We start from the raw sequence: 19,290 nt of genomic DNA on the forward strand, positions 1-19,290 counted from the left end.
CCCCCCGCGGGCGCGGGGGCCACGCAGCTGTGCGGGGGGTCAGCGAGCGGGAACGTCGAGCGTCGGGCGGTCGGCACGCACACCGGCGCACGCCTCGCATACCGATGCCGGGATCAGACCCACCCGCTGCAGGTAGCCGAAGATCACGCAGCCGAGGCAGAGACCGAAGGCCGACTCGAGGAACGCCGCTACCACCACGAGGGCCGCTACGATCCGGCCCGCGAGCGAGGCGCCCGTGAGATGCAGAACCAGCGCGGCGGTGGTGATCGCCAGGCCGATGGCCTGGGCGAACCGCTTCGGCGGCCCGGGAACCATGCGCGTGCGGCCCAACAACGGCACGATCACGTGCACCGATAGCCTGCCGAACGGCGACAGCGTCGGACCCGCCATGACCCGCAACAGGAAGCCCAGCGCGAGGACGGCGTACAGCCACCAGGTGTTCACCGCGATCGTCACGACCGCCAGGACGACCACCAGCCCGGCCGTCGCCCGGGCGGCATACTCGTTCACCGGATTCGGGAACGTCAGGAATCTGGCCGCCACGTTCGCACCTCTCTCGATACCACCCCGGTCCCGCACGGTACTCGCGGGTCGCGGCGGTGCCCAGGTTTCCACTCAGCGTGAGCGATTCACGGGCGACCGAAGTCACGCCGGCCGGCGGCGCGGCGCGACCGGGTCCGGAGCGGCGAGCCGTTCGAGCAGCGGTGTCACCGCAACGAGGCGGCGCACCTCCTCGGCCGCCAGTCGCGTGCCGGCCAGCGCAGACAATCTGTGGCATCGGTGTTCGTCGAGGGCGGCCAGGGCAGAGCGACCCGAGGCCGTGAGGGCGACCAGCCTTCTACGCCCGTCGGGCGCCGGAGCGTCCGGGGCTACCAGGTCACCCGCGCGGAGCGACGCCAGTGCCGCTGAGACGTTCGACCTCCGCATCCCGACGGCCTCGGCCACCGCCGACGGCGAGGCTGCCGGACCCAGCCGCGCTATCGCGCCGAGTACGTCCCGGTGCGCCGCCGTCAGACCCACCTCCGCGAGATAGCCGTCGTCCAGGCTCCCCGCCAAGCGCAGCATCGCTTCCCGCAACCGTGCCGCCTCCCCCAGGTTCACGCCGAGAACGATAGCCGGATCGTCCGTTTCGCCGGGACTGTTCGGATGCGATCTCTTCCATATCCTGACCGTTCGGTCTAATCTCAGACCATGCGGTCTAACGAATCGGATACCTTCACCACCCGGGCGCGCCGCGCCCAACTCGTCGATGCGGCGATCGAGACCATTGCCGAGCTCGGTTACCCGCGCGCCTCCCTGGCTCAGATCGCCGCGCGCGCCGGCGTCGCGAAAAGCGCGGCCCTGTACCACTTCCGGAACAAGGACGAGATCGTCCTCGCCGTCACCATGAAGGTGATGACGGACGCTGCGACGGCCGTCGTCCCGGCGGTCGCAGCCGCGGCACCCGGCCCGGATCGACTCGCGGCGTATGTCCGAGCGAACGTGGGCTTCCTGGTCGACCAGCGAGCGGCCACCGTTGCCATGCGCGAGATCGACACCGGGTACCGGTCGGAGGACGGCCGCCGGTTCGATCAGGTCATCGCCGACGGCGCGGCGGCCGAACCACCGACCGGCGAACTCGCGCTCCTGGACCCCGTGTACCTGCTGCGCGAGGGTATCGAGCTGGGCGCCTTTCGCCCCGACCTCGACGTGGAGTTCACCCGGGACACCGTGCGCGGCGCGCTAGACGGCGCCGTCGCCAACCTGACGCGCGGCGCGGGCTACGACGTGGTCGCATTCGGCGAGGAGCTGATCCGCGTCCTCCTGAACGGGATCCGCCCGTGACCGCGGTGGCGATACTCGCGTTCGGTACACGCGGAGACGTCGCCCCCCTGACCGGGTTGGCGCAGGCACTGACCGGCGATGGCCTGGACGTGACGCTTGCCGCGCAGGCGCCGTACAGGGGCATGATCGAGGCCGCCGGGGCTCGATTCGCGTTACTGCCCAAGGACACCGAGAACGAGACCCGCGACTGGCCGGCCGCGCAGGCACTGGTGGACGGCGGACGCGCCACGCCGTCCCGGGCGATGCTTGCACGGATGCGCGACGGGCTCCGCGGCGTCGGCGAAGCGATGGCGGAGGCGGCGGAAGGCGCAGACGCGATCCTGTACCAGGGCCCGGTCGGCGCAGTCCTCGGTAGCCACGTCGCCGAAGCCGCCGGGATCCCCGGAGCCGGCGTGAACTTCCAGCCGCTGCATCCGACCGGCGACTTCTCTCCTCCCCCGCTCGGTACCCGTTCGTATGGCAGGGTGGGGAACCGGATCGCCTGGCGCGCAGCGGGGTCCGCCGATCGCGTATACCGTCCCGTGGTGTCCGAGCTCCGGCGGAACCTCGGTCTCCCATCCGAGGTCACCGCGGATCCGCGAGAATCGCCCTGCCTGTACGCGTTCGACGAGGCCGTCGTCCCGCGGCCCGCGGACTGGCCCGGCAACGCCGAGGTCACCGGATACCTCTGGCCCGCGGTGGATCCCGGGTGGGCTCCCGATGCGCGGCTCGTCGACTTCCTCGCCGACGGCCCTGTCGTATATGTCGGCATCGGCAGCACCGCCACTGCTCACGGAGACAGCCTGTCCCGCATCGTGATCGACGCAGCCGAACAAGCGGGTGTCCGGGTCGTGCTGCAGCGCGGCTGGGCCCGGTTGAACGGCGGGAGCGCCCCCCACGTACTGACGGTGGGCGACGTTCCGCACGAATGGCTGCTCCCGCGTGTCACAGCGGCGGTCCACCACTGCGGAGCAGGAACGTCCGCTGCGGCCGTGCGCGCCGGTATCCCCACCGTCCCGGTGCCCGGGATCATGGACCAGCCGTTCTGGGCCGACCGCCTGCACCGGCTGGGCGTCGCGACCGCTCCGCTGCCCCGTCACACGATCACCGTCGGCGGACTGACCGCAGCGCTCGAGTCTGTTCTGGCGGACCAGCAGATGCGCCGGGCGGCAGTGGATCTCGGCGTGCGGGTGGCGGCTACCGACGGCATCACCGCAGCGGCCGGATTCGTGACCCGGTTGCTCGGCCGACCTGAGAGTCCCATCGAGACAAGGAGAATCCTATGACCGACTACGACTCCCTCGCCAAGGCGATCGTCTCTGCCGGCGCGCTGGCGGGCGGCGGGCTCGTCATGTGCGGTGCCGCGGTAGGCGCCGGCATCGGCGACGGTCTGGCCGGTGCCCGCCTGATCGAAGGCATAGCCCGTCAGCCGGAGGCCCAGACTCGTTTGCTGACACCGTTCTTCATCACCGTCAGCCTGGTCGAAGCCGCGTACTTCATCAATCTCGCGTTCATGGCCCTGTTCGTGTTCGCGACCCCGACGCTGTAGCCCACTCGGGTACCCACGTATCCGCTCGCGGGGCGTACACCGACCGCACGTGGCCCACGAGCGCCGCGAGCGCGGGGTGGCGATTCTCCGCGCGCCACACGACGGCCAGCGGGTACACCGGCGCCGGACCGACGACGGGAATCCTGCGCAGGTCGAACTCTGCCGGCCAGTGGTAGCGGGCGCCTTCGCCGACGAAGGTGGCCAGGTTGTCCGACTGCGCGATCTCCGCGAGCTGTGCCTCGACGCCGAACGCCGGGCCAGAAGTGTCGATCGTGAGTCCGAACGCAGCTGCGAGGTCCTCGTAGTAGCCGATGGGTTCCTCGTCGGCCATTCCCGGCATCCATATCGGGTGCCGGGCGAGTTGCGCGGGCGTCACCTGTGCCGTCGTGGCGAGCGGATGACGCGGGCCTACGAGAACGGCGTGGGCGTCGTCGACGGCTCGCGTGGCGCATAGCCCTTCGGGCACCCGACCGCGAGTCGCGCGAAGCGAACGGAAGGTGAGGTCGACGGCGCCCGATGCCACTTCCGAGAGGGCCGCGTCTGTGCCGAGATGCGCAAGCGCGACGACGTCGAGCTCCATGTCCTGGCGGGCACGGTGGAAGTCGAGCACGAGGCCTGCGGTCGCGATGCGCCGGCTGAGCACGTCCACCCGCAACGGCCGGTCTCCTCCCACCGCCGCGGTGCCGAGGTCCCCCGCCCGTAGCATCTCGCGCGCATGCGGGAGGAAGGCGGCACCGTCTGCAGTGAGACCCGTACCGCGTGCGGACCGCACCAGAAGCCGTGTGCCGAGCTGAGACTCGAGGGATGCGACCCGCTTGGACGCGGCCTGCTGCGAGACGCCGAGATCGTCTGCGGCGGCCTGGAAGCCTCCGCTGTCTGCTACCGCCACGAAGGTGCGGACTGCGTCGAGATGCACGATGCGAACGTACCGCCACAACCTCCGGTTGTGGCGCGCCGCGGCGTCCGTTGTTGGGGATGGACGCCCCTGGCGGCGTTCGATGGATCGCATGGTGAGACGCATCGCGGTGCGAGACGGAACTCGGCTCGGACCGGCATTCGGGTGGCTGTGGGCCGGCTACGCGGTGAGCGCATATGGAACGGGGATCGGATTCGGCGCGTTCTCGATCGTCGCCGTGCTGGCGCTCGACGCGGGAACGGCAGAGGTGGCGGCGCTGTCGTCGGCAGGGCTTGCGCTCGGTGCCGTGGTCGCGATCCCGCTGGGGCCGTGGGTGGAGTTCCACGCGAAGCGGTCGGTGATGATCGCGACCGACCTGGTCCGGTGCGCGTCTCTGGCGACCGTGCCGATCGCGTACTGGCTGGGCCTCCTGACGTTCTGGCAGTTGCTGGCCGTCTCGGTCGTGGCGGCGGCCGCGAAGATCGCGTTCACGGCGGCGTGCGGCGCATACCTCCGGTCCGTGGTATCCGCGGACCGCTTACTGGTCGCGACGGGCAGGTTCGAGTCGACGACCTGGTCAGCGACGGTGGTCGGACCACCGGCCGGCGGCGCGTTGATAGCGATCGGCGGCCCCGCGGTCACGTTGATCGCCGACGCCGCGAGCTACCTGCTGTCCGCGTGCGCTGTCGGGGTCATCCGCGCTCCCGAACCGCCGACAGTGGGCGGCACGCGAAAGCGCTGGTCCGATCTCGCCGGCGGCTGGCACTACCTGCTCGCGCACCCGACCCTGCGCCGCCTGTTCGCCAACAGCCTTGCCGTCAACGCGCTGATCATGGCAGGCGAGCCGGTTCTGTCCGTGCTGCTCCTGCGGGACGTGGGTGTGCCGGTGTGGCAGTACACGCTGGTCTTCGCGGGTCCGTGCGTGTGCGGGCTGGTAGGCGCACGGCTGGCGCCGCGTGCCGTGCGCCGCTGCGGGACCGCCAGGGTTCTGCGGGGCGCAGGCGCGCTTCGCGCGTGCTGGCCGGTCGGGCTCGCCTGTGCGGAGGGTCCGACGATGGGGCCGCTGGTGGTAGCCGCCTGCGAGGCTGGTCTGATCCTGTGCTGCGGCCTCTACAACCCCGTGCTCGCGGCGTATCGGCTCGAGTCCATCTCGCCCCACCTTCGGGCGCGGGTACTCGCCGCATGGTCGACGGCGGGTGCGCTCTGCACGGCTTCCGCCACGGCGGCGTGGGGTGTCCTCGCCGAGGCCACGGGCCCACGCGGGGCACTCGCAATCGCGGGCGTACTCCTGCTCGCCACACCGCTACTGCTGCCGCGCACCCTCCCCGGACCGTCCGCGCAGGCGAACTCGAGGGCATGCCACCGCCGGAACGGTGAAGATACGCCCGGCGTCGTACACGGCGCCGAACAGCCGTCGCCGGCGCGGTGACCGCTGCGCTCGCCCGCGGGTTATAACGAGGCACGGGGCGTGGACGAACAGGAGAGCCGCGCACGGCGGATACGTGAACCCGCACGCCAGGTGGAATCACCCCTCGTGGAGCGGACCACCACCTCGCGCCATGATCAACGGGTCCGAAGTCCGCTGGCCCTGAGCACGCGGCGCTCGACACCGGCGCGGATGGCGGCCTCCTCGCCGATCAGCCGAACACGGCTGCGTGCCCGCGTGATCGCGGTGTAGAGCAACTCGCGCGTGAGTAGGCGCGAGTCGACGGGGGGAATCACCACGGACACAGCGTCGTACTGACTGCCCTGGCTGCGATGGATCGTCATGGCGTAGACGCTCCGTACCGACACCAGCTGGTTCGGGTACAGCAGCGCTACGCCGGTACCCCGCGCGAAGGCCGCACGCAGAAAAGGGTTCTCGCCGCCGGACCGGAAACGATCGGACTGCGGGACGCCGGACGGGGCGACGACCACGCCGACGTCCCCGTTGTAGACACGCGCGTCGTAGTCGTTCGCGGTCACGAGCAACGGCTGTCCCGCGTACCAGTCGCGGTCGCCGCGGGTCACGCCGATCCACTCCTCCGCCAGCCTCCCCCATCGCTGCACACCGGAGGCACCGTCTGAATGGGCGCACAACAGGCGATGCCGACGCACCGCCGACAGTGCCCCGAAGGCGTCCCCCGCCGTAGCGAGACGCGTGGTCTCCTCCGCGGCCGACATCACGTCGGCGCGCACGCCCCTGAGGTCATCAGCCGCGCACCACTCGATCTCGTCGCCACCGTCGCGGAGGAGACGCATGACCTCGTCGGCGTCCCCGCCGCGCACCGCATCGGCGAGGCCGCCGAGCATCCCACCGAACCGTCGTCCGCGGAGTAGCCGCACCACGCCGCCGCGTGCGGCGGCCACCTCGTCGAGGGACAGCGCAGGCTCGGCACCGCCGGCACCCTCCTGCGCGAGCAGGCCGTCGAGGGCGGGGCTCGGCGCGCGGACGACGGTACGCGAGACCAGGTCTGCGAGTACGGCTCCGGCATCGACCGAAGCCAGCTGATCCGGATCGCCGACGAGGATGAGTCGCGCATCGGAGCGCATCGCCTCGACCAGACGGCACATGATCGTCAGCGACACCATCGACGTCTCATCGACTATCACCACGTCATAGGGCAGGTGGTTGTCGGCATCGTGCCGGAACCGGCTCGCGCTGCCCGGTTTGAATCCCAGCATGCGGTGGATCGTCTGCGCAGCGAGCGTGCGTGGAAGGCCGAGCGCATCCGCCTGTGTAGCCACGGCGTCCTGCAACTGCGCTGACGCGCGCCCCGTCGGCGCCGCAAGGCCCACGCGCAGCTCGGGTCCGTGCTGGTCGAACAGGAGCGCCAGGATGCGGGCCACGGTGTGGGTCTTCCCCGTGCCGGGGCCACCCGCGATCACCGACGTCGCCGAGAGCACCGCGACAGCCGCGGCCACGCGCTGCCGGTCGGTGCCCGGCTCCGGAAAGAAACGCCGCAGGCCCTCAGCGAGCCGATCCGCGTCTACGCCGGGCGCCGGCCCCGCACGGTTGTCGAGGATCTCGCGCACCGCCTCCTCTTGGCGGTAGTAGCGATCGAGGTACAGCAGATCGCCCGAGAGGTGTAGCGGCCTGAGCGGACCCGCCGGGGACCCCACGATGAGCGGTGAGCGTTCCAGCGCCGCGAGGACCTCCGCGAGGTCGGGCCACGGCAGGGCGTAGACGTCGACCTCACCGCCGGAGTCGACGCCGACCTCCCGCATGCGGGAGAGCTCGATGCACACCGAGCCCTGCCGCACCGCCCGGGTCGCGAGCGCGGCGGCCAGCAGCACGGACTCGTCGGTCTCGCCACCGAGACGGCCCATCGCGCGCGCCACGTGCGTGTCCGCCGACGCCAGCACACCGGCGTCGGCGAACGTGTCGAGCAACGTCATGGCAGGCCCCCCGTCCCGGCGAGCGCATCCGATACCGCGGTCACGAGCGCGGCCGGCGGATGCCACTCGAACACTCCGCTACCGGCAGGTGCATCCGGCCCGATCATGGCCCGCACGAAATGGTATTGGACGACGCCGATATGTCGCTCCGGAGCGTAGTCCGCGAGCCTCCACCGTAGGAAGCGGTGCAGTGCGACCGAATACAGCAGAGCCTGAAGGACATAGTGCGAGCTGATCATCTCGGCGGCCATCGCATCGGGTGTGTAGTCGGCCAGCGTGAGATCCCCGCGCGCGAGCCGATTGGTCTTGTAGTCGACCACGACATACCGATCGCCGTCGCTGCGTACCCGCAGCACCGAATCGATGCTGCCGGTCAAGTAACCGCGCAACGCAGCGCCCGGCACCTCGCGCAGTCGCTCGGCGTAGCCCGCGAGAGGATCGTCGGCGGGCAGGTGGGCGTCCAGCAGATCGGCGATCGTCGCCAGCGTCGCGGACGTGTCCGGAGATCCCAGAGGCAGTTCGAAGTCCAACTCGGCCAGGTGGTCCCGCGGCTCCACGCCGGAGAGCGTGAGCTCACCGAGTGCACCACCTAGGCGCGTCCGCAGCACCGCCACGAGAGCGTGGGCGAGATCCTCGGGGGCATCCGGAGAACCCCCGAAGGCCGCCGCGGCCGCGCATCTCTCGAGCACCTCCGCCTCGAGGTCCGCCGCCGCCGTGTCGACGTGCTCCAGGATCTCGTGCACGAGCGTCCCGAACGCGGCGCCCCCGGAGAGCCCGTTCATCAGCGAGGATGGCGCGTCCGGGGCGTCCACGGGCGCGTCGGCGGGCTCCTCGGTCGGCTCGTCTGCACGATCGAGAGCCTCCGGCTCACTCGTGGACGCGGGACCATGAGCCGCCGACGCGATGAGAGCGGAGTACGACGTGCGCCGCCACGCGTGATCCACCTCGCGGCCGGCCACCGCGAGTGCGAGTTCACGACCGCCGATGTCCGGAGGGACCCAGTCGCGTGGTTCGTGCCGTCCCGCGGGCTCGGCGGAGATGTGGCTCGAGGCGTCGGCGGCCCACTCGCGCAGTCTCCCGGGAACGTCCGTGTCCGAGGGCACCTCCGCGCCGTCGACGGGGACCTCCCCGGCGGGGTTTCGTCCGAACAACAGACGATTCAGCGCCGAACGCGACGTCACCGAACTGGGCGCCCAGGTCAGGGTGACCTGGCATTTCGCACGCGTGGCTCCGACATACAGCAGGCGCAGCTCCTCCGCGGCCTCCTCCGCCTCCGCCCGGCGTCTACGGTCCGAGTAGCCGGGGCTGTCCGCGGTGCCGACGTCCACGAGACGGGCTCCGTCGTCCGCGTGCAGGAGCAGCGTCCGGGGTTCGCTCGGCCGGGCGGCATCCCACGCGTACGGCAGGTAGACGATGGGGAACTCGAGGCCTTTGCTGGCGTGCACCGTCATCACCTGCACCGCCGCGATATCCGTCTCCAATCGGCGGCTTCGGTCCGTGCTCGCGCCTGCGGCGGGATCGGCGACACGCTCGCCGAGCCAGCGTGTGAGCGCCGTGAGCCCCAGCCCCTCCGCGACGGTCTCGCGCTGCAGCAGCTCGGCGATGTGTCGGAGGTCGGTGATGACGCGCTCGCCGCCCGCCTGAGACAACAGGCGCGCCTCGAGCTCACTGTCACGAGCAAGGCGGGCGAACATCGCCGCGAATCCGGCCTCTTCGAACAGCCGTGACCAGCCTCGAAGTCGCCCGCTGACATCCGAGACCAGCTCGTCGCCGCCGGCAGCCAGTTGGTCGGCCGTGTATCCGAGCAGCGGTGTCAGCGCTGCGAGACGTGCGCGATCCCCGCGGTGCGGCGATTCGAGCGCCTGCAGCACCCACAGCCAGTCCGTCGCCGAGGCCGTGCCGAAGACCGAACTCCCGCGCGCGACGACGGACGGCACCCCCACGGCCTGGAGCGCCGCCTGCACGAGGGCGACCTGCGCGCCGGTCCGCGCGAGCACGGCGATATCCCCCGGCTCCAGTGGGCGCGGACCTCGCCCGAGATCGCATTCGGCGCCCGAGCCGAGCAGGGCGACGATGTCCGCCGCCACGTCCTGCGCCACGTCGGGCCTGATCCTGTCGACGCGCGGGTAGCCCGACGCATACGTGGGACCGTGGCCGGTCCTGGCGAGGCACCGGATGCGCAGGGGCGCGACGCCGCTCAGGCGCGTGCCCGGGTGGGCCGCCTCGACGTGGTGCGCGACGATGCGTGGGTCGCCGAGGGCGGTGTCCCCGTACAGCGCGTGCAGCGCGGTCACCAGGTTCCCGTCCGTGCGCCAATTGGTCGTGAGCGCCTGGTGCCGGTCGGCCACGTCGGCGGCGGCGAGGTAACTCAGCACCTCGGCTCCGCGGAACGCGTAGATCGACTGCTTGGGGTCACCCACCAGTACCAGATCGGCGTGCCCGTGGAACGCGGTGCGGAAGATGTCCCACTGGACCGGGTCGGTGTCCTGGAACTCGTCGACCAGCACCACCTTGTACAGGCGCCGTAGGCGCTCGCACGCACGCCGGCCATGCAGCGGGTCCTTCAGCGCGTCCCGCAGCAGGACCTGTAGGTCGTCGAAGTCCCGTAGTCGGCCCGCCCGCTTGCGCCGATCCACCTCACGGCGCACCGCTCCGGCGAAGGCCACACGCTCGCCTGAAGCCGAGTCACGCGGGTCGTCGGAGGGCGAGAGGACCGCGCCGGGGTTGGCGACAGCCGTTCGCGCATAGTCTCGGGCCTCGTCGATCGACATCCCCGGCCGGTCGGCGCGGGCGTACGCCCGCAGGTAGATGTCGTCGGCCGCCTCAGCGACCAGGTCGTCGACCTCCTCGACCAGCTGTACGTCGGGCTCCAGATCGCCTGCGAGCCCCAGCGCGATGAGCATCTGTTGACAGAACCCGTGCGTGGTCGTGACGGTCGCGGAGTCGAAGTCCGCCACCGCACGCGCCAGCCGGGCGTGACGGCGAGCGACCTCGCCGTCGTCCGGGCGTGCCAGGAAGGCGACGAGTTCGTCGGCTCCTGCGCGCGCGGTTCCCGGGTCCCGCAGCGCCCGCTCGGCGGACACGAGCCGCGATCGCGCGCGTTCCCGGAGTTCACGTGACGCGGCACGCGAGAACGTCACCAGTAGGAGGTCGTCGAGGCGCGCGTGGCCCTCGGCGACGTACCGCACCATGAGCCCGACGATCGCATACGTCTTACCCGTACCCGCGCTGGCCTCGAGCACGTTGGTGCCCGTCGGTAGCGGCCCCGTCAGGTCGAACGGCGTGACGGGCAGGACCGAGTCCCGCTTGGCGCCCATCGCTACCACCTCGTCTTCTCGTGCCTGAGCATCGGCGTCCACAGCCGTGTCGCCAGCGCCGTGAATCGGGTCGGTTCGCCGTCCCAGGCCGCCTCTTCGGCACTCGCGGTGGCGGCGGCGTCCTCGAAGGCACGCTCCCCCAACACATAGCGGACGGCCGGGTCCGTCCGGTCGCCGAACCTCCCGCCGAAGACTCCCGCCGCGCTCTCGCCGGCGCCCGGATCGCCACGAAGGCGTCGCTCCGCGTAATCCGGTGACGCTTTCGGGAACAGCGGGAGCGGCTCGGACAGGCCGCGGTCGCGCAGGTCTACCAGCTGCGCCAGCACCTCGGCCGGGTTCTCGGGAGCGCTGAGCGTGGCGGTAGCCGCGCCGCGGAACCGCCCCTTCCCCACCAGCTCGACCCGGTAACCGGCGTCCGGATCGGACGCGGCCAGGGCCAGCAGGCGGACCCAACCGGCGATTCGTTGCCGCGGACCGAGTCTCGAGTAGGACGCGCGGAGCAGCACGTCACCGCGCACACCTGGCAGCGAGCCGGAGAGCCGGCGGCCGCCGCCGAGGTCGAGCGCTACGTCGACCGTGCGCGACTCACATCCCGCATAGGGCCCGGTGGCGCCGGCGAGTTCACCGACGTCCCCGGCGATATCGGCCAGCAGACGCGAACCGATGGCATAGGGCGGCAGCGTACCCCGCCGGACCTCCGCCGCCGCGAACGTCTCGTACGGCACACCGGCCACCGCCGCGGCCAGCATCCGCTCACCGATATCCCAGCGCGCCAACGCATCCGGATCGATGCTCAGGGCATCCGCCAGATCCTTGTCCGGCTCCGGCAGGCGCATACCCAGGCGCTGCTTGAGAAAGGCCTTCACCGGGTGCTCGCAGAACGCGACCAGGTCGTCGAGCTCGACGTCGTCCGCCGTCGTGGGAAGCGGTCCGGCCAGGAACGGGCGCGCCGGCCGCGTGGGTTCGATGGACGCCGCAGCGCCCGCGTACGCCGCCGCGTCGTAGCTCCGAGGTGCCCCGGCAGCGAAATTACCCGGATCGAAAGGCTGCAGCGTGTGCCGGTACTCGAGCCCGCGAACGGGCTCACCAGGGTCCGCGCCGAGCAGCACGGCGGCGGCGTCCCGTAGCTCCGACGCGGGTACCGCGGGCGGGCGAGGCGTGCCCGTCACCGGATCTGCGCCCGTGTAGAAGACCAGGAGCCGGTCGGTGGCCGACAGGACGGCATCAAGGAACAACTGCCTGTCCTCCGCACGGCGGTCGCGCTCGCCGATCCGCGGATCGCGGCCCAGCACATCGTCACCACCGGGCCGCCCGCCGCGCGGAAACACCTCGTCGTCGAGGCCTAGCAGAACGACGAGGCGGTGCGGCACCGACCGCATGGGCACGAGCGTGCAGACCGTGAGCTCGCCGGTCCGGAAGTTGGCGCGCGTCGGCTTGGCCGCGAGGCGGGCCGCGAGCATGGACCGCACGTCGGCCAGCGAGAGGTCACGATCCCCGCCGTGCTCGAGAGCCGCCGCCAGCTCGCGACGGGCCTGGGTCGCCTGCCAAGCGTCCACCCGTGGCACGTCGGCCAGTTCCTCCGCCGTACCGACCAATAGATCCGCCCACGCCGACGCGGGCTGCCGCCGATCCGCGGCATGCGCTGCGCGGGTCAGCGCGGCCAGGAAGTCGGCGAACCGGCCGGCCAGGTCGATATCCACGGAGTCGACGTCGTCCAAGGGCAGGGCCGTTCCCAGCCATTCCGACGCTCCCTCGTCCGCCGCAACGCCGAGCAGGATGCGATCGAGTGCCACAGCGAGAGTGTTCTGCGGAAAGCCGCCCAGGTCGAACCGGTCGCGGGAAGCCGTGTCCAGCCCCCAGCGGGCACCTGCCTCCGCGGCCCATTCACGCAGGCGCTCGACGTCGCCGTCGTCGAACCGGAACCGGGCGCGCACCGGCGCTGCGGCCGCGAGGTCGAGGACGTCCGTGACCGTGACGCGGGCGTCGGCGAGCTCGAGCACCGTCGCGATCACGTCGAGCACCGGGTTGGTGAACCGCAGCGACCGGTCGGCGAGCCGTACCCGCAGCTCCCCGGCCGGATGGCCGCCGTCACCGCTCGCCGTGCCGAATGCGGACCGGATCAGGGGCGCGAAGGTCTCGATGTCGGGGCAACTGATGAGCACGTCCCGGGGTTCGAGCGACGGATCGTCCTCGAAGGCACCGACCAGCCGCTCCCGCAGGACCTCGACCATGCGGGCCGCTCCGTGGCATCCGTGCAGCTCGACGGTTCCGTCCGCCTCCGCTTCCGGCTGTCGGGTCAGCGGCGCGTCGGCCGCTACTGCCGCCTGCAGCCGGCCGAGCAGGGTGCCGGGGCGCGGGGGCGCGGGGTGCAGGACGTCCGCGCCTTCGAGCGAACGCAGCCGCAGCCGCGTCTCGAGCGCCTCACGGCCGAGACTGGCGAGCAGTTCGTTGCCTGCGTGCGTCTCGAGTTCGGCGCGCGTGGTCAAGGCGGGTGCGTCCGCGAGGGCGTCCCAGAGCGCGGGGCTCGGGTACGGCAACCACAGGTGCACGTCACGGTGTTCGGCCAGCGCGCCCAGCACTTGGAGCTGGTCGGCGGCGAGACGTGTGGGCCCGAACAGCGACAGCCGGGACGGCAGATCCACGGCCTGCGGGTCCGACCGCAGCGCGGCACACGCATCGTCGAGTCGCTCGGCCGGGCCGGGCATGCCGGCCCGGTCCCGCACGCGGCGGTACAGCTCGGGCTGCCAGGCGAGATCCGCCGACAGCGGCGCGGTCCCATCGGTGTCGCGTCCCGCGGCCCACGCCGCGAGCATGCGGGGGCGATCGGCGGCGTACCCGCGGAGCAGCCGCGCGAGTCCGTAGGCCGTCGCGTAACGGCGACCTGCTTTGTACCCGGCCTCAGGACCGGCGCCGAGCCCGAGATGGTGGGCGAGCACCGCACCGTCGGGCTCGGACGCCAGCTCGTCGACCGCCCCCAACACGTGCCATACGAGGCGCTCACCACCCCACGGATCCTCGTCGGTCGCGACGCCGGCCGCGGCCGCCACGGCGTCCGCGACCAGGCGCCCCGGCGAAGGGAACTCGATATTGGCGGCGATTCCGTCCCGGTCGGCACCCGCCCCCAGGCGCAACGCGAGGCGCTGCGTGACCCAGCGCTCGACGCCGCGCGCGGGGACCGCGACCACCTCGGGGACGAACGGGTCGTCGGCCGGGGTGGCGAGCACCTCCCCCAGGGCGTCCACCAGTACATCGGCGCGCTGGGATCGGTGCACGGTGAGCATGCAGTGGATTCTCACAGACTGCACCGACAGGTTCGGCTCCCGCCCCGCGCGGCGCCGGGATCAGCCGAAGAGCTGCACGAACTGCTTCAGGGACGTCTCGATGTCGCCTTTCAGTGCGCGAGCGACCGCCGCCCCGATGGGTCCGAAGAACGGCGCGCCACCGAGATCCGCACGCAGGGACATCCGGGTGCCCTCACCGCGTGGCTCGACGCTCACCGTCAGCCCGTACCTGGTGCCGGCCATCCCCTTGCCACTCAGGGTCAGGCGGCGCGGCGGATCGTACTCGGTGATGGTCCAGTCGACGCGGTTGCGCAGGCCTTTGGCCTTGACGACGCACGTGAGCGTCACGCCCGCTTCCAGTTCGGCGGGCAGCTCGCCGCGCCACCCGTCGTGTACGACCACCCACTCGGGCAGTCGCTGCAGATCCGCAGCATATGACCACGCGACCTCCGGGGTGAAAGGGACCTCGACGGTGCTCTCGACCTTCGCCACTATGGGGCTCTCCTCACGATAGTTCTCGGCCCGGAACATATCGCGACGGCGGGAGTACCGTTCGCATCGTGAGGCTTCTTCGGCGTGGCGGACCGGCCGCGTTCACCTATCCGGGCGTCGGCTCGACCGCCCCGGGCGGCAAGCCGCCCGGGGGCTGGGACGTGTTGCGCCACGAGCGCACCGTCGGGCGCGGACGCGACGACTTCGCGGCCGTGCGCACGCTCATCCTGGAGTACGGGATGCAGCGCGGGGCCGGCATGCGAGTGTCCGCGACGACACCGGTTGCGCAGCCCGAAACCGGCCTGCGGCTGCGGCTGCTGCCGTTCGCGCCCGCGTTCCCGGCACGTGTGGTCTACGTCCTGGACGAGCCCGAGCTCGCCGGGTTCGCCTACGGCACGCTCCCCGGCCATCCCGAGCGCGGCGAGGAATTCTTCGGCGTCGAACTCCGCGGCGACGACGTCGTGGCCTTCGTCTACGCGTTCTCGCGCCCCGGGAACCCGCTGGTGTGGCTCGGGGCGCCAGTGGCCCGCGCCCTGCAGCGGGTGTACGCGAGGCGCTACCTCGCCGCGGTGGAGGCCGGGCTGTGACGGGAGGTCACGTCACGTCGCTGGCCCTGTCGATCGTGCTCGCCGTGATCGCGGCGTTCCTGTTCGCCCTCGGGTCCGCGATGCAGCAGAACGAGGCGGAGCAGGTCACCGAGGGCAGCTCGCTCATGGGCGAGTTGCTCCGGCAGCCACGATGGTGGCTGGGTATCGGCGGCGACGTGGGCGGTTACGTCTTCCAGGCCGCCGCGCTGGGCGTCGGATCAGTCCTCGTAGTGCAGCCGCTCGTCGTCACCACGCTGCTGTTCGCGCTGCCTATCTCCGCGGTCATGAACCACGCGCGGATCGGCCGCACCACGTGGGCGCTGGCGGGCGTCCTCGCCGTAGCCCTCGCGGTGTTCCTGGTGGCCGGCAACCCCACCGAGGGGGTAGGCGACAAGCCCGGCCGAATCTGGCTGTGGCCGCTGGTCGCCGTCGGGATCGTGGCAGCGATAGCGTGCATCGTCGGCTCGACACCGCGTGTGCAGACACCGCTGCGCGCGCTGTCCTTCGGCGTCGCGGGAGGTCTCCTGTTCGCGATCACGACGGTGCTCACGAAGCCGCTGCTCGTCTCCTATGAGGAGCGCGACTTCGTCCCCAACACGCTGCGCCTGTTCACCGACTGGCGGTTGTACCTGTTGGTGGCCTGCGGCCTCGGCGCGATGTACCTGCAGCAGCGGGCCTTCCAGCTCGCCCCGATCGCGTCGTCGCTGCCCGCGATCACGGTCGCGGAGCCCGTGGGCGCCGCGGTGCTGGGTGCCGTGGTGCTCGACGAGTCGGTGACGCTGACCGGCGCACGCGGGTTCGCGGTCCTCGTCGCGGTCGTCGCGACCATCGCATCGGCGATCGAGCTCGCGCGGCGGACAGGTGCTCCGGTGTCGGAGCGGGTGTAGTCAGCCTCTGCCGGACGTCCTGCGGTGCAGGGCGACGGGCTCGCCCAGGTGGGCCTCGAGCTCCGTCCGGACATCGTCCGGGATCGGCGTGGCGCGCTGGGTCCGGGGGTCGATGCTGACCAGGGTGGATTCGGCGCGTGCGCACAGGTTCCCCGCGGGGTCGAACACCTCGTATCCGAACGTGTAGCGCGAGGTGCCGATGTCGCTGATCCAGATGTCGAAGCGCGCGGGTTCGAGGGCGTACACGAGCGGGCGCACATAGTCGATCTCCTGATGCGCGACGAGCACGGCGACGTCACCGGTCTGGGCCTGCCAAACGTCCGTCATGAAGCGGATCCGCGCCTCCTCCAAGTAGCGCAGGAACAGCACGTTGTTCACGTGTGCGTTCAGGTCCATGTCCGACCAGCGCATCTGGATCTCGACCGTCTTCTTAGGCATGCGGACGATTCTGGCAGTCCGGTACGAGGACCTTCGAACCGGCCCGGGTGTCGCCGCCTGCCTACGCCGCATCCCGCGCGGAAGCCCGTGGCTGGTCGTAGGCTTCGACTCCATGAGACTCCCCCATGCCGTCGCCGTCACCGCCGGCGCCGTGGCCGTGGCCACGGCGCTCGCCGCCTGTTCCTCGGGTTCCACCGACAGCGCCGGCTCCTCATCGGGTGCGGCGGCCGGATCCGGTACGGCCGGTCCGGCCACGCTGACGGTGTTCGCCGCGGCGAGCCTGCAGAAGACGTTCGAGACGCTGGGCAAGGAGTTCACGGCAGCGCATCCGCAGGTCACGGTCAAGTTCTCCTTCGGCGGATCGTCGAGCCTCGTCACCCAGCTCTCCCAGGGGGCGCCCGCGGACGTGTTCGCAAGCGCCGACACCGCCAACATGGAGAAGGCGCGAGGCCAGGCCCTCCTCGCGGGCGATCCGAAGAACTTCGCGAGCAACACGCTGACGATCGCCACGCCCAAAGGCAACCCCGCGGGCGTGCAGAGCTTCGCGGACCTCGCGCGGCCCGACGTATCCGTAGTCGTGTGCGCCGTTCCCGTGCCGTGCGGCTCCGCGACCGAGAAGGTCGAGAAGGCCACCGGCATCATGTTGCATCCCGTCAGTGAAGAGGATTCGGTCACGAGCGTCCTCACCAAGGTGCGCACAGGTCAGGCCGACGCCGGCCTCGTCTATACGACCGATGCGAAGGGCGCGGGCGACGCAGTCACCGCCGTCGACTTCCCGGAAGCGGCGAAAGCCGTCAACACGTACCCGATCGCGACTCTCAAGGAGTCGAAGAGCGCGGCCGCCGCGCAGCAGTTCGTCGACTTCGTGCTCGGCACCGACGGCCAGAAGGAGCTCGCCGCAGCCGGTTTCAGCAAACCATGAGCACCGTGCCCAGGTGGCTGTGGCTGCCGGTGGCCCTCGGCTTCCTGTTCGTCGTTCTGCCGCTGGCCGGGATCGTGAGCGAAGTCCACTGGGGCGAATTCGGCTCCCTCGTCACCTCCTCCGACGCACGTACCGCACTGTGGTTGTCGCTCGAGACGTCGCTTGCGGCGACGGTGTTGTGCGCCGTCGTCGGCGTGCCCATGGGCCTGGTCCTCGCGCGGTCGCGCCGACGAGCCGTACAGCTGGCACGGCCGCTGGTGCTGCTGCCGCTCGTGCTGCCACCGGTCGTCGGCGGCATCGCGCTGTTGTACACGTTCGGCCGGCGCGGACTGGTGGGGCAGATCGGCGGGCTCGGCGGCCACATCGCGTTCTCGACAGTGGCGGTGGTACTGGCCCAGGCCTTCGTATCGCTCCCCTTCCTCGTGCTGTCCGTGGAGGGCGGGGTACGGACGCTCGGGACGGGCCACGAGCAGACGGCTGCGACTCTCGGCGCGCGCCCGAGCACCGTCTTCCGCCGGATCACCCTGCCTCTCATGCTGCCCCCGGTCGCGTCGGGGCTGGTGCTCACATTCGCACGTGCGCTGGGCGAGTTCGGCGCGACGCTGACGTTCGCCGGCTCTCTGGCGGGCACGACGCGCACCCTGCCGCTGCAGATCTACCTGGCCAACGAGACCGATCCGCAGACCGCGGTCGCACTGTCACTGCTACTGGTCGCGGTCGCCGCGGTGATCGTCGCCTCGGTCTACGGGACAGGGAGACGCTCGTGGCGGTGAGCGACACGGATCTCGAGGCACACGTCGTGCGCGCCGACCGCGGCGTCGCCGTGACGCTCGCTGTCGCCGCCGGAGACACCACGGCCGTCGTGGGCCGCAACGGCGCCGGCAAATCGACTCTCGTGCAGGCGATCGCCGGCTTGCTACGCCCCGACGACGGCACGGTGGCCATCGGGGGCCGAACCGTATTCGGCGACGGAGTCTGGGTGCCGCCCCACCGCCGGCGGGTCGCCCTGCTGGGGCAGCGCACGCGCCTGTTCCCGCACCTGTCGGTACGCGCCAACGTGGAGTTCGCGCCGCGCAGCGCAGGGCGCTCGCGGGCGAAGGCCCGCGCGGCCGCGGAGCACTGGCTCGATGCAGTCGACGGCGCGTCTCTCGGGCACCGCAGGCCACACGAGCTGAGCGGCGGCCAGGCCCAGCGGATCGCGATCGCGCGGGCCCTCGCCGCCGAGCCGGACGTGCTACTGCTGGACGAGCCCATGGCGGCACTCGATGTCGCCGCGGCCGCCGACGCGCGGTCGGTACTGCGCCACGTGCTCGCCGAGCGCACGACGGTTCTGGTCACGCATGACGCGACCGACGTACTGGCACTCGCCGACACCGTCGCCGTCCTGCACGAAGGAGCGCTCGTCGACCACCGCCCGGCCCGCGAGGCATTGCTCACGCCTGCAACACGATTCGTTGCGCAGCTGACGGGGCTCAACTACCTGCCGACCGACGCGGGGGCGATCGTGTTCCCACCCGATGCGCTCGATCTCGACGCGCCCGGCACGGGCGGCACGCCCGCACGCATCACCGATGTGACGCTGCTCGCCGGACGTTGTCGCGCGACCGTCGAGACGACGGAAGGTCCGCCGTCGTCGCTGACGGCGGACCTTCCGCTGGAGCGCTACGCCGAGCTGGCGGCGGGGCAGGCGGTGTCCGCGCTACCGGATCCCGCGCGAGTCCGAGACGCCGCCCGGCGGTGA

General features: G+C 71.4%; 17 protein-coding genes. 9 read left to right on the forward strand and 8 right to left on the reverse strand.

The genetic code is table 11. The features are described from left to right. Positions 1-39: 39 nt before the first annotated feature. Both P0W64_RS19575 and P0W64_RS19580 read right to left on the reverse strand, forming a co-directional pair. On the reverse strand, positions 40-543 hold the full coding sequence (locus P0W64_RS19575; protein WP_275481858.1) for a DUF4395 domain-containing protein: 504 nt from the start codon (positions 541-543) through the stop codon (positions 40-42). Positions 544-645: 102 nt separating this feature from the next. Continuing rightward, complete coding sequence (locus P0W64_RS19580; protein WP_275481859.1) at positions 646-1,101, reverse strand: MarR family winged helix-turn-helix transcriptional regulator; 456 nt, start codon at positions 1,099-1,101, stop codon at positions 646-648. Positions 1,102-1,191: 90 nt separating this feature from the next. Between P0W64_RS19580 and P0W64_RS19585 the strand changes: the two genes are divergently transcribed. Genes P0W64_RS19585 through P0W64_RS19595 form a run of 3 tightly spaced genes read left to right on the forward strand, consistent with a single transcriptional unit; the run spans position 1,192 to position 3,352 of the window. Beyond that, a complete protein-coding gene (locus P0W64_RS19585) occupies positions 1,192-1,824 on the forward strand; it encodes a TetR/AcrR family transcriptional regulator (protein ID WP_275481860.1) in 633 nt (210 codons plus the stop codon). Continuing rightward, the gene (locus P0W64_RS19590; protein WP_275481861.1) at positions 1,821-3,089 is read left to right on the forward strand and encodes a glycosyltransferase; all 1,269 of its coding nucleotides are present in this window, start codon (positions 1,821-1,823) and stop codon (positions 3,087-3,089) included. Before P0W64_RS19585 ends, P0W64_RS19590 begins: the two co-directional genes overlap by 4 nt. Next, positions 3,086-3,352: a F0F1 ATP synthase subunit C gene (locus P0W64_RS19595; protein WP_275481862.1), complete on the forward strand. Its 267-nt coding sequence runs from the start codon at positions 3,086-3,088 to the stop codon at positions 3,350-3,352. The genes P0W64_RS19590 and P0W64_RS19595 overlap by 4 nt, the downstream gene beginning before the upstream one ends. Here the strand turns inward: P0W64_RS19595 and P0W64_RS19600 are convergent. Further along, positions 3,315-4,268 carry a LysR family transcriptional regulator gene (locus P0W64_RS19600; RefSeq protein WP_275481863.1) on the reverse strand — a complete coding sequence of 318 codons (954 nt, stop codon included), beginning with the start codon at positions 4,266-4,268 and terminating at the stop codon, positions 3,315-3,317. The two genes, P0W64_RS19595 and P0W64_RS19600, sit on opposite strands and share 38 nt — an antisense overlap. 91 nt (positions 4,269-4,359) lie before the next feature. Here P0W64_RS19600 and P0W64_RS19605 point away from each other — a divergent pair, with 91 nt between their 5' ends. Then, positions 4,360-5,676, forward strand: a complete 1,317-nt coding sequence (locus P0W64_RS19605; protein WP_275481864.1) for an MFS transporter — start codon at positions 4,360-4,362, stop codon at positions 5,674-5,676. 134 nt (positions 5,677-5,810) lie between these two features. Here P0W64_RS19605 and recD read toward each other — a convergent pair whose 3' ends face one another. From recD to P0W64_RS19625, 4 genes are read right to left on the reverse strand one after another with little or no spacing between them, the layout of a single operon-like run. After that, positions 5,811-7,625, reverse strand: coding sequence for an exodeoxyribonuclease V subunit alpha (recD, locus tag P0W64_RS19610; protein ID WP_275481865.1), 1,815 nt, complete (start codon positions 7,623-7,625; stop codon positions 5,811-5,813). Next, positions 7,622-10,942, reverse strand: coding sequence for a UvrD-helicase domain-containing protein (locus P0W64_RS19615; protein WP_275481866.1), 3,321 nt, complete (start codon positions 10,940-10,942; stop codon positions 7,622-7,624). Before P0W64_RS19615 ends, recD begins: the two co-directional genes overlap by 4 nt. Positions 10,943-10,944: 2 nt before the next feature. Beyond that, positions 10,945-14,223: an exodeoxyribonuclease V subunit gamma gene (gene recC, locus P0W64_RS19620; protein ID WP_275481867.1), complete on the reverse strand. Its 3,279-nt coding sequence runs from the start codon at positions 14,221-14,223 to the stop codon at positions 10,945-10,947. A 60-nt stretch (positions 14,224-14,283) separates the two neighbouring features. After that, the gene (locus P0W64_RS19625) at positions 14,284-14,715 is read right to left on the reverse strand and encodes an SRPBCC family protein (protein ID WP_275481868.1); all 432 of its coding nucleotides are present in this window, start codon (positions 14,713-14,715) and stop codon (positions 14,284-14,286) included. A gap of 68 nt (positions 14,716-14,783) precedes the next feature. On the opposite strand from P0W64_RS19625, the gene P0W64_RS19630 reads away from it, so the two are divergent. After that, positions 14,784-15,302, forward strand: coding sequence for a DUF1990 domain-containing protein (locus P0W64_RS19630; RefSeq protein ID WP_275481869.1), 519 nt, complete (start codon positions 14,784-14,786; stop codon positions 15,300-15,302). Beyond that, a complete protein-coding gene (locus P0W64_RS19635; protein WP_275481870.1) occupies positions 15,299-16,189 on the forward strand; it encodes a DMT family transporter in 891 nt (296 codons plus the stop codon). The genes P0W64_RS19630 and P0W64_RS19635 overlap by 4 nt, the downstream gene beginning before the upstream one ends. On the opposite strand, the gene P0W64_RS19640 is transcribed toward P0W64_RS19635, so the two are convergent. Beyond that, positions 16,190-16,627 (reverse strand): thioesterase family protein, encoded by a 438-nt coding sequence (locus P0W64_RS19640; RefSeq protein ID WP_275481871.1) that lies wholly within the window; start codon positions 16,625-16,627, stop codon positions 16,190-16,192. It abuts the gene before it with no gap. A 112-nt stretch (positions 16,628-16,739) separates the two neighbouring features. Here P0W64_RS19640 and modA point away from each other — a divergent pair, with 112 nt between their 5' ends. The 3 genes from modA to P0W64_RS19655 are packed head-to-tail and all read left to right on the forward strand — an operon-like array spanning position 16,740 to position 19,290. Next, a complete protein-coding gene (modA, locus tag P0W64_RS19645) occupies positions 16,740-17,549 on the forward strand; it encodes a molybdate ABC transporter substrate-binding protein (RefSeq protein WP_275481872.1) in 810 nt (269 codons plus the stop codon). Beyond that, entirely contained in the window at positions 17,546-18,322 is a 777-nt protein-coding gene (locus tag P0W64_RS19650; protein ID WP_275481873.1) for an ABC transporter permease, read from the forward strand. Before modA ends, P0W64_RS19650 begins: the two co-directional genes overlap by 4 nt. A 26-nt stretch (positions 18,323-18,348) precedes the next feature. Then, positions 18,349-19,290: an ABC transporter ATP-binding protein gene (locus P0W64_RS19655; RefSeq protein ID WP_275481892.1), complete on the forward strand. Its 942-nt coding sequence runs from the start codon at positions 18,349-18,351 to the stop codon at positions 19,288-19,290.

It is taken from the genome of Tsukamurella sp. 8F (genome assembly GCF_029167375.1).
Taxonomy (GTDB): domain Bacteria; phylum Actinomycetota; class Actinomycetes; order Mycobacteriales; family Mycobacteriaceae; genus Tsukamurella.

What these genes read in the sequence shown, in the direction of transcription:
- recC (WP_275481867.1), bottom strand. Translation starts at nt 14,223, where the DNA reads ATGCTCACCGTGCACCGATCCCAGCGCGCCGATGTACTGGTGGACGCC.
- P0W64_RS19585 (WP_275481860.1), top strand. Translation starts at nt 1,192, where the DNA reads ATGCGGTCTAACGAATCGGATACCTTCACCACCCGGGCGCGCCGCGCC.
- P0W64_RS19650 (WP_275481873.1), top strand. Translation starts at nt 17,546, where the DNA reads ATGAGCACCGTGCCCAGGTGGCTGTGGCTGCCGGTGGCCCTCGGCTTC.
- modA (WP_275481872.1), top strand. Translation starts at nt 16,740, where the DNA reads ATGAGACTCCCCCATGCCGTCGCCGTCACCGCCGGCGCCGTGGCCGTG.
- recD (WP_275481865.1), bottom strand. Translation starts at nt 7,625, where the DNA reads ATGACGTTGCTCGACACGTTCGCCGACGCCGGTGTGCTGGCGTCGGCG.
- P0W64_RS19640 (WP_275481871.1), bottom strand. Translation starts at nt 16,627, where the DNA reads ATGCCTAAGAAGACGGTCGAGATCCAGATGCGCTGGTCGGACATGGAC.
- P0W64_RS19605 (WP_275481864.1), top strand. Translation starts at nt 4,360, where the DNA reads ATGGTGAGACGCATCGCGGTGCGAGACGGAACTCGGCTCGGACCGGCA.
- P0W64_RS19615 (WP_275481866.1), bottom strand. Translation starts at nt 10,942, where the DNA reads ATGGGCGCCAAGCGGGACTCGGTCCTGCCCGTCACGCCGTTCGACCTG.
- P0W64_RS19595 (WP_275481862.1), top strand. Translation starts at nt 3,086, where the DNA reads ATGACCGACTACGACTCCCTCGCCAAGGCGATCGTCTCTGCCGGCGCG.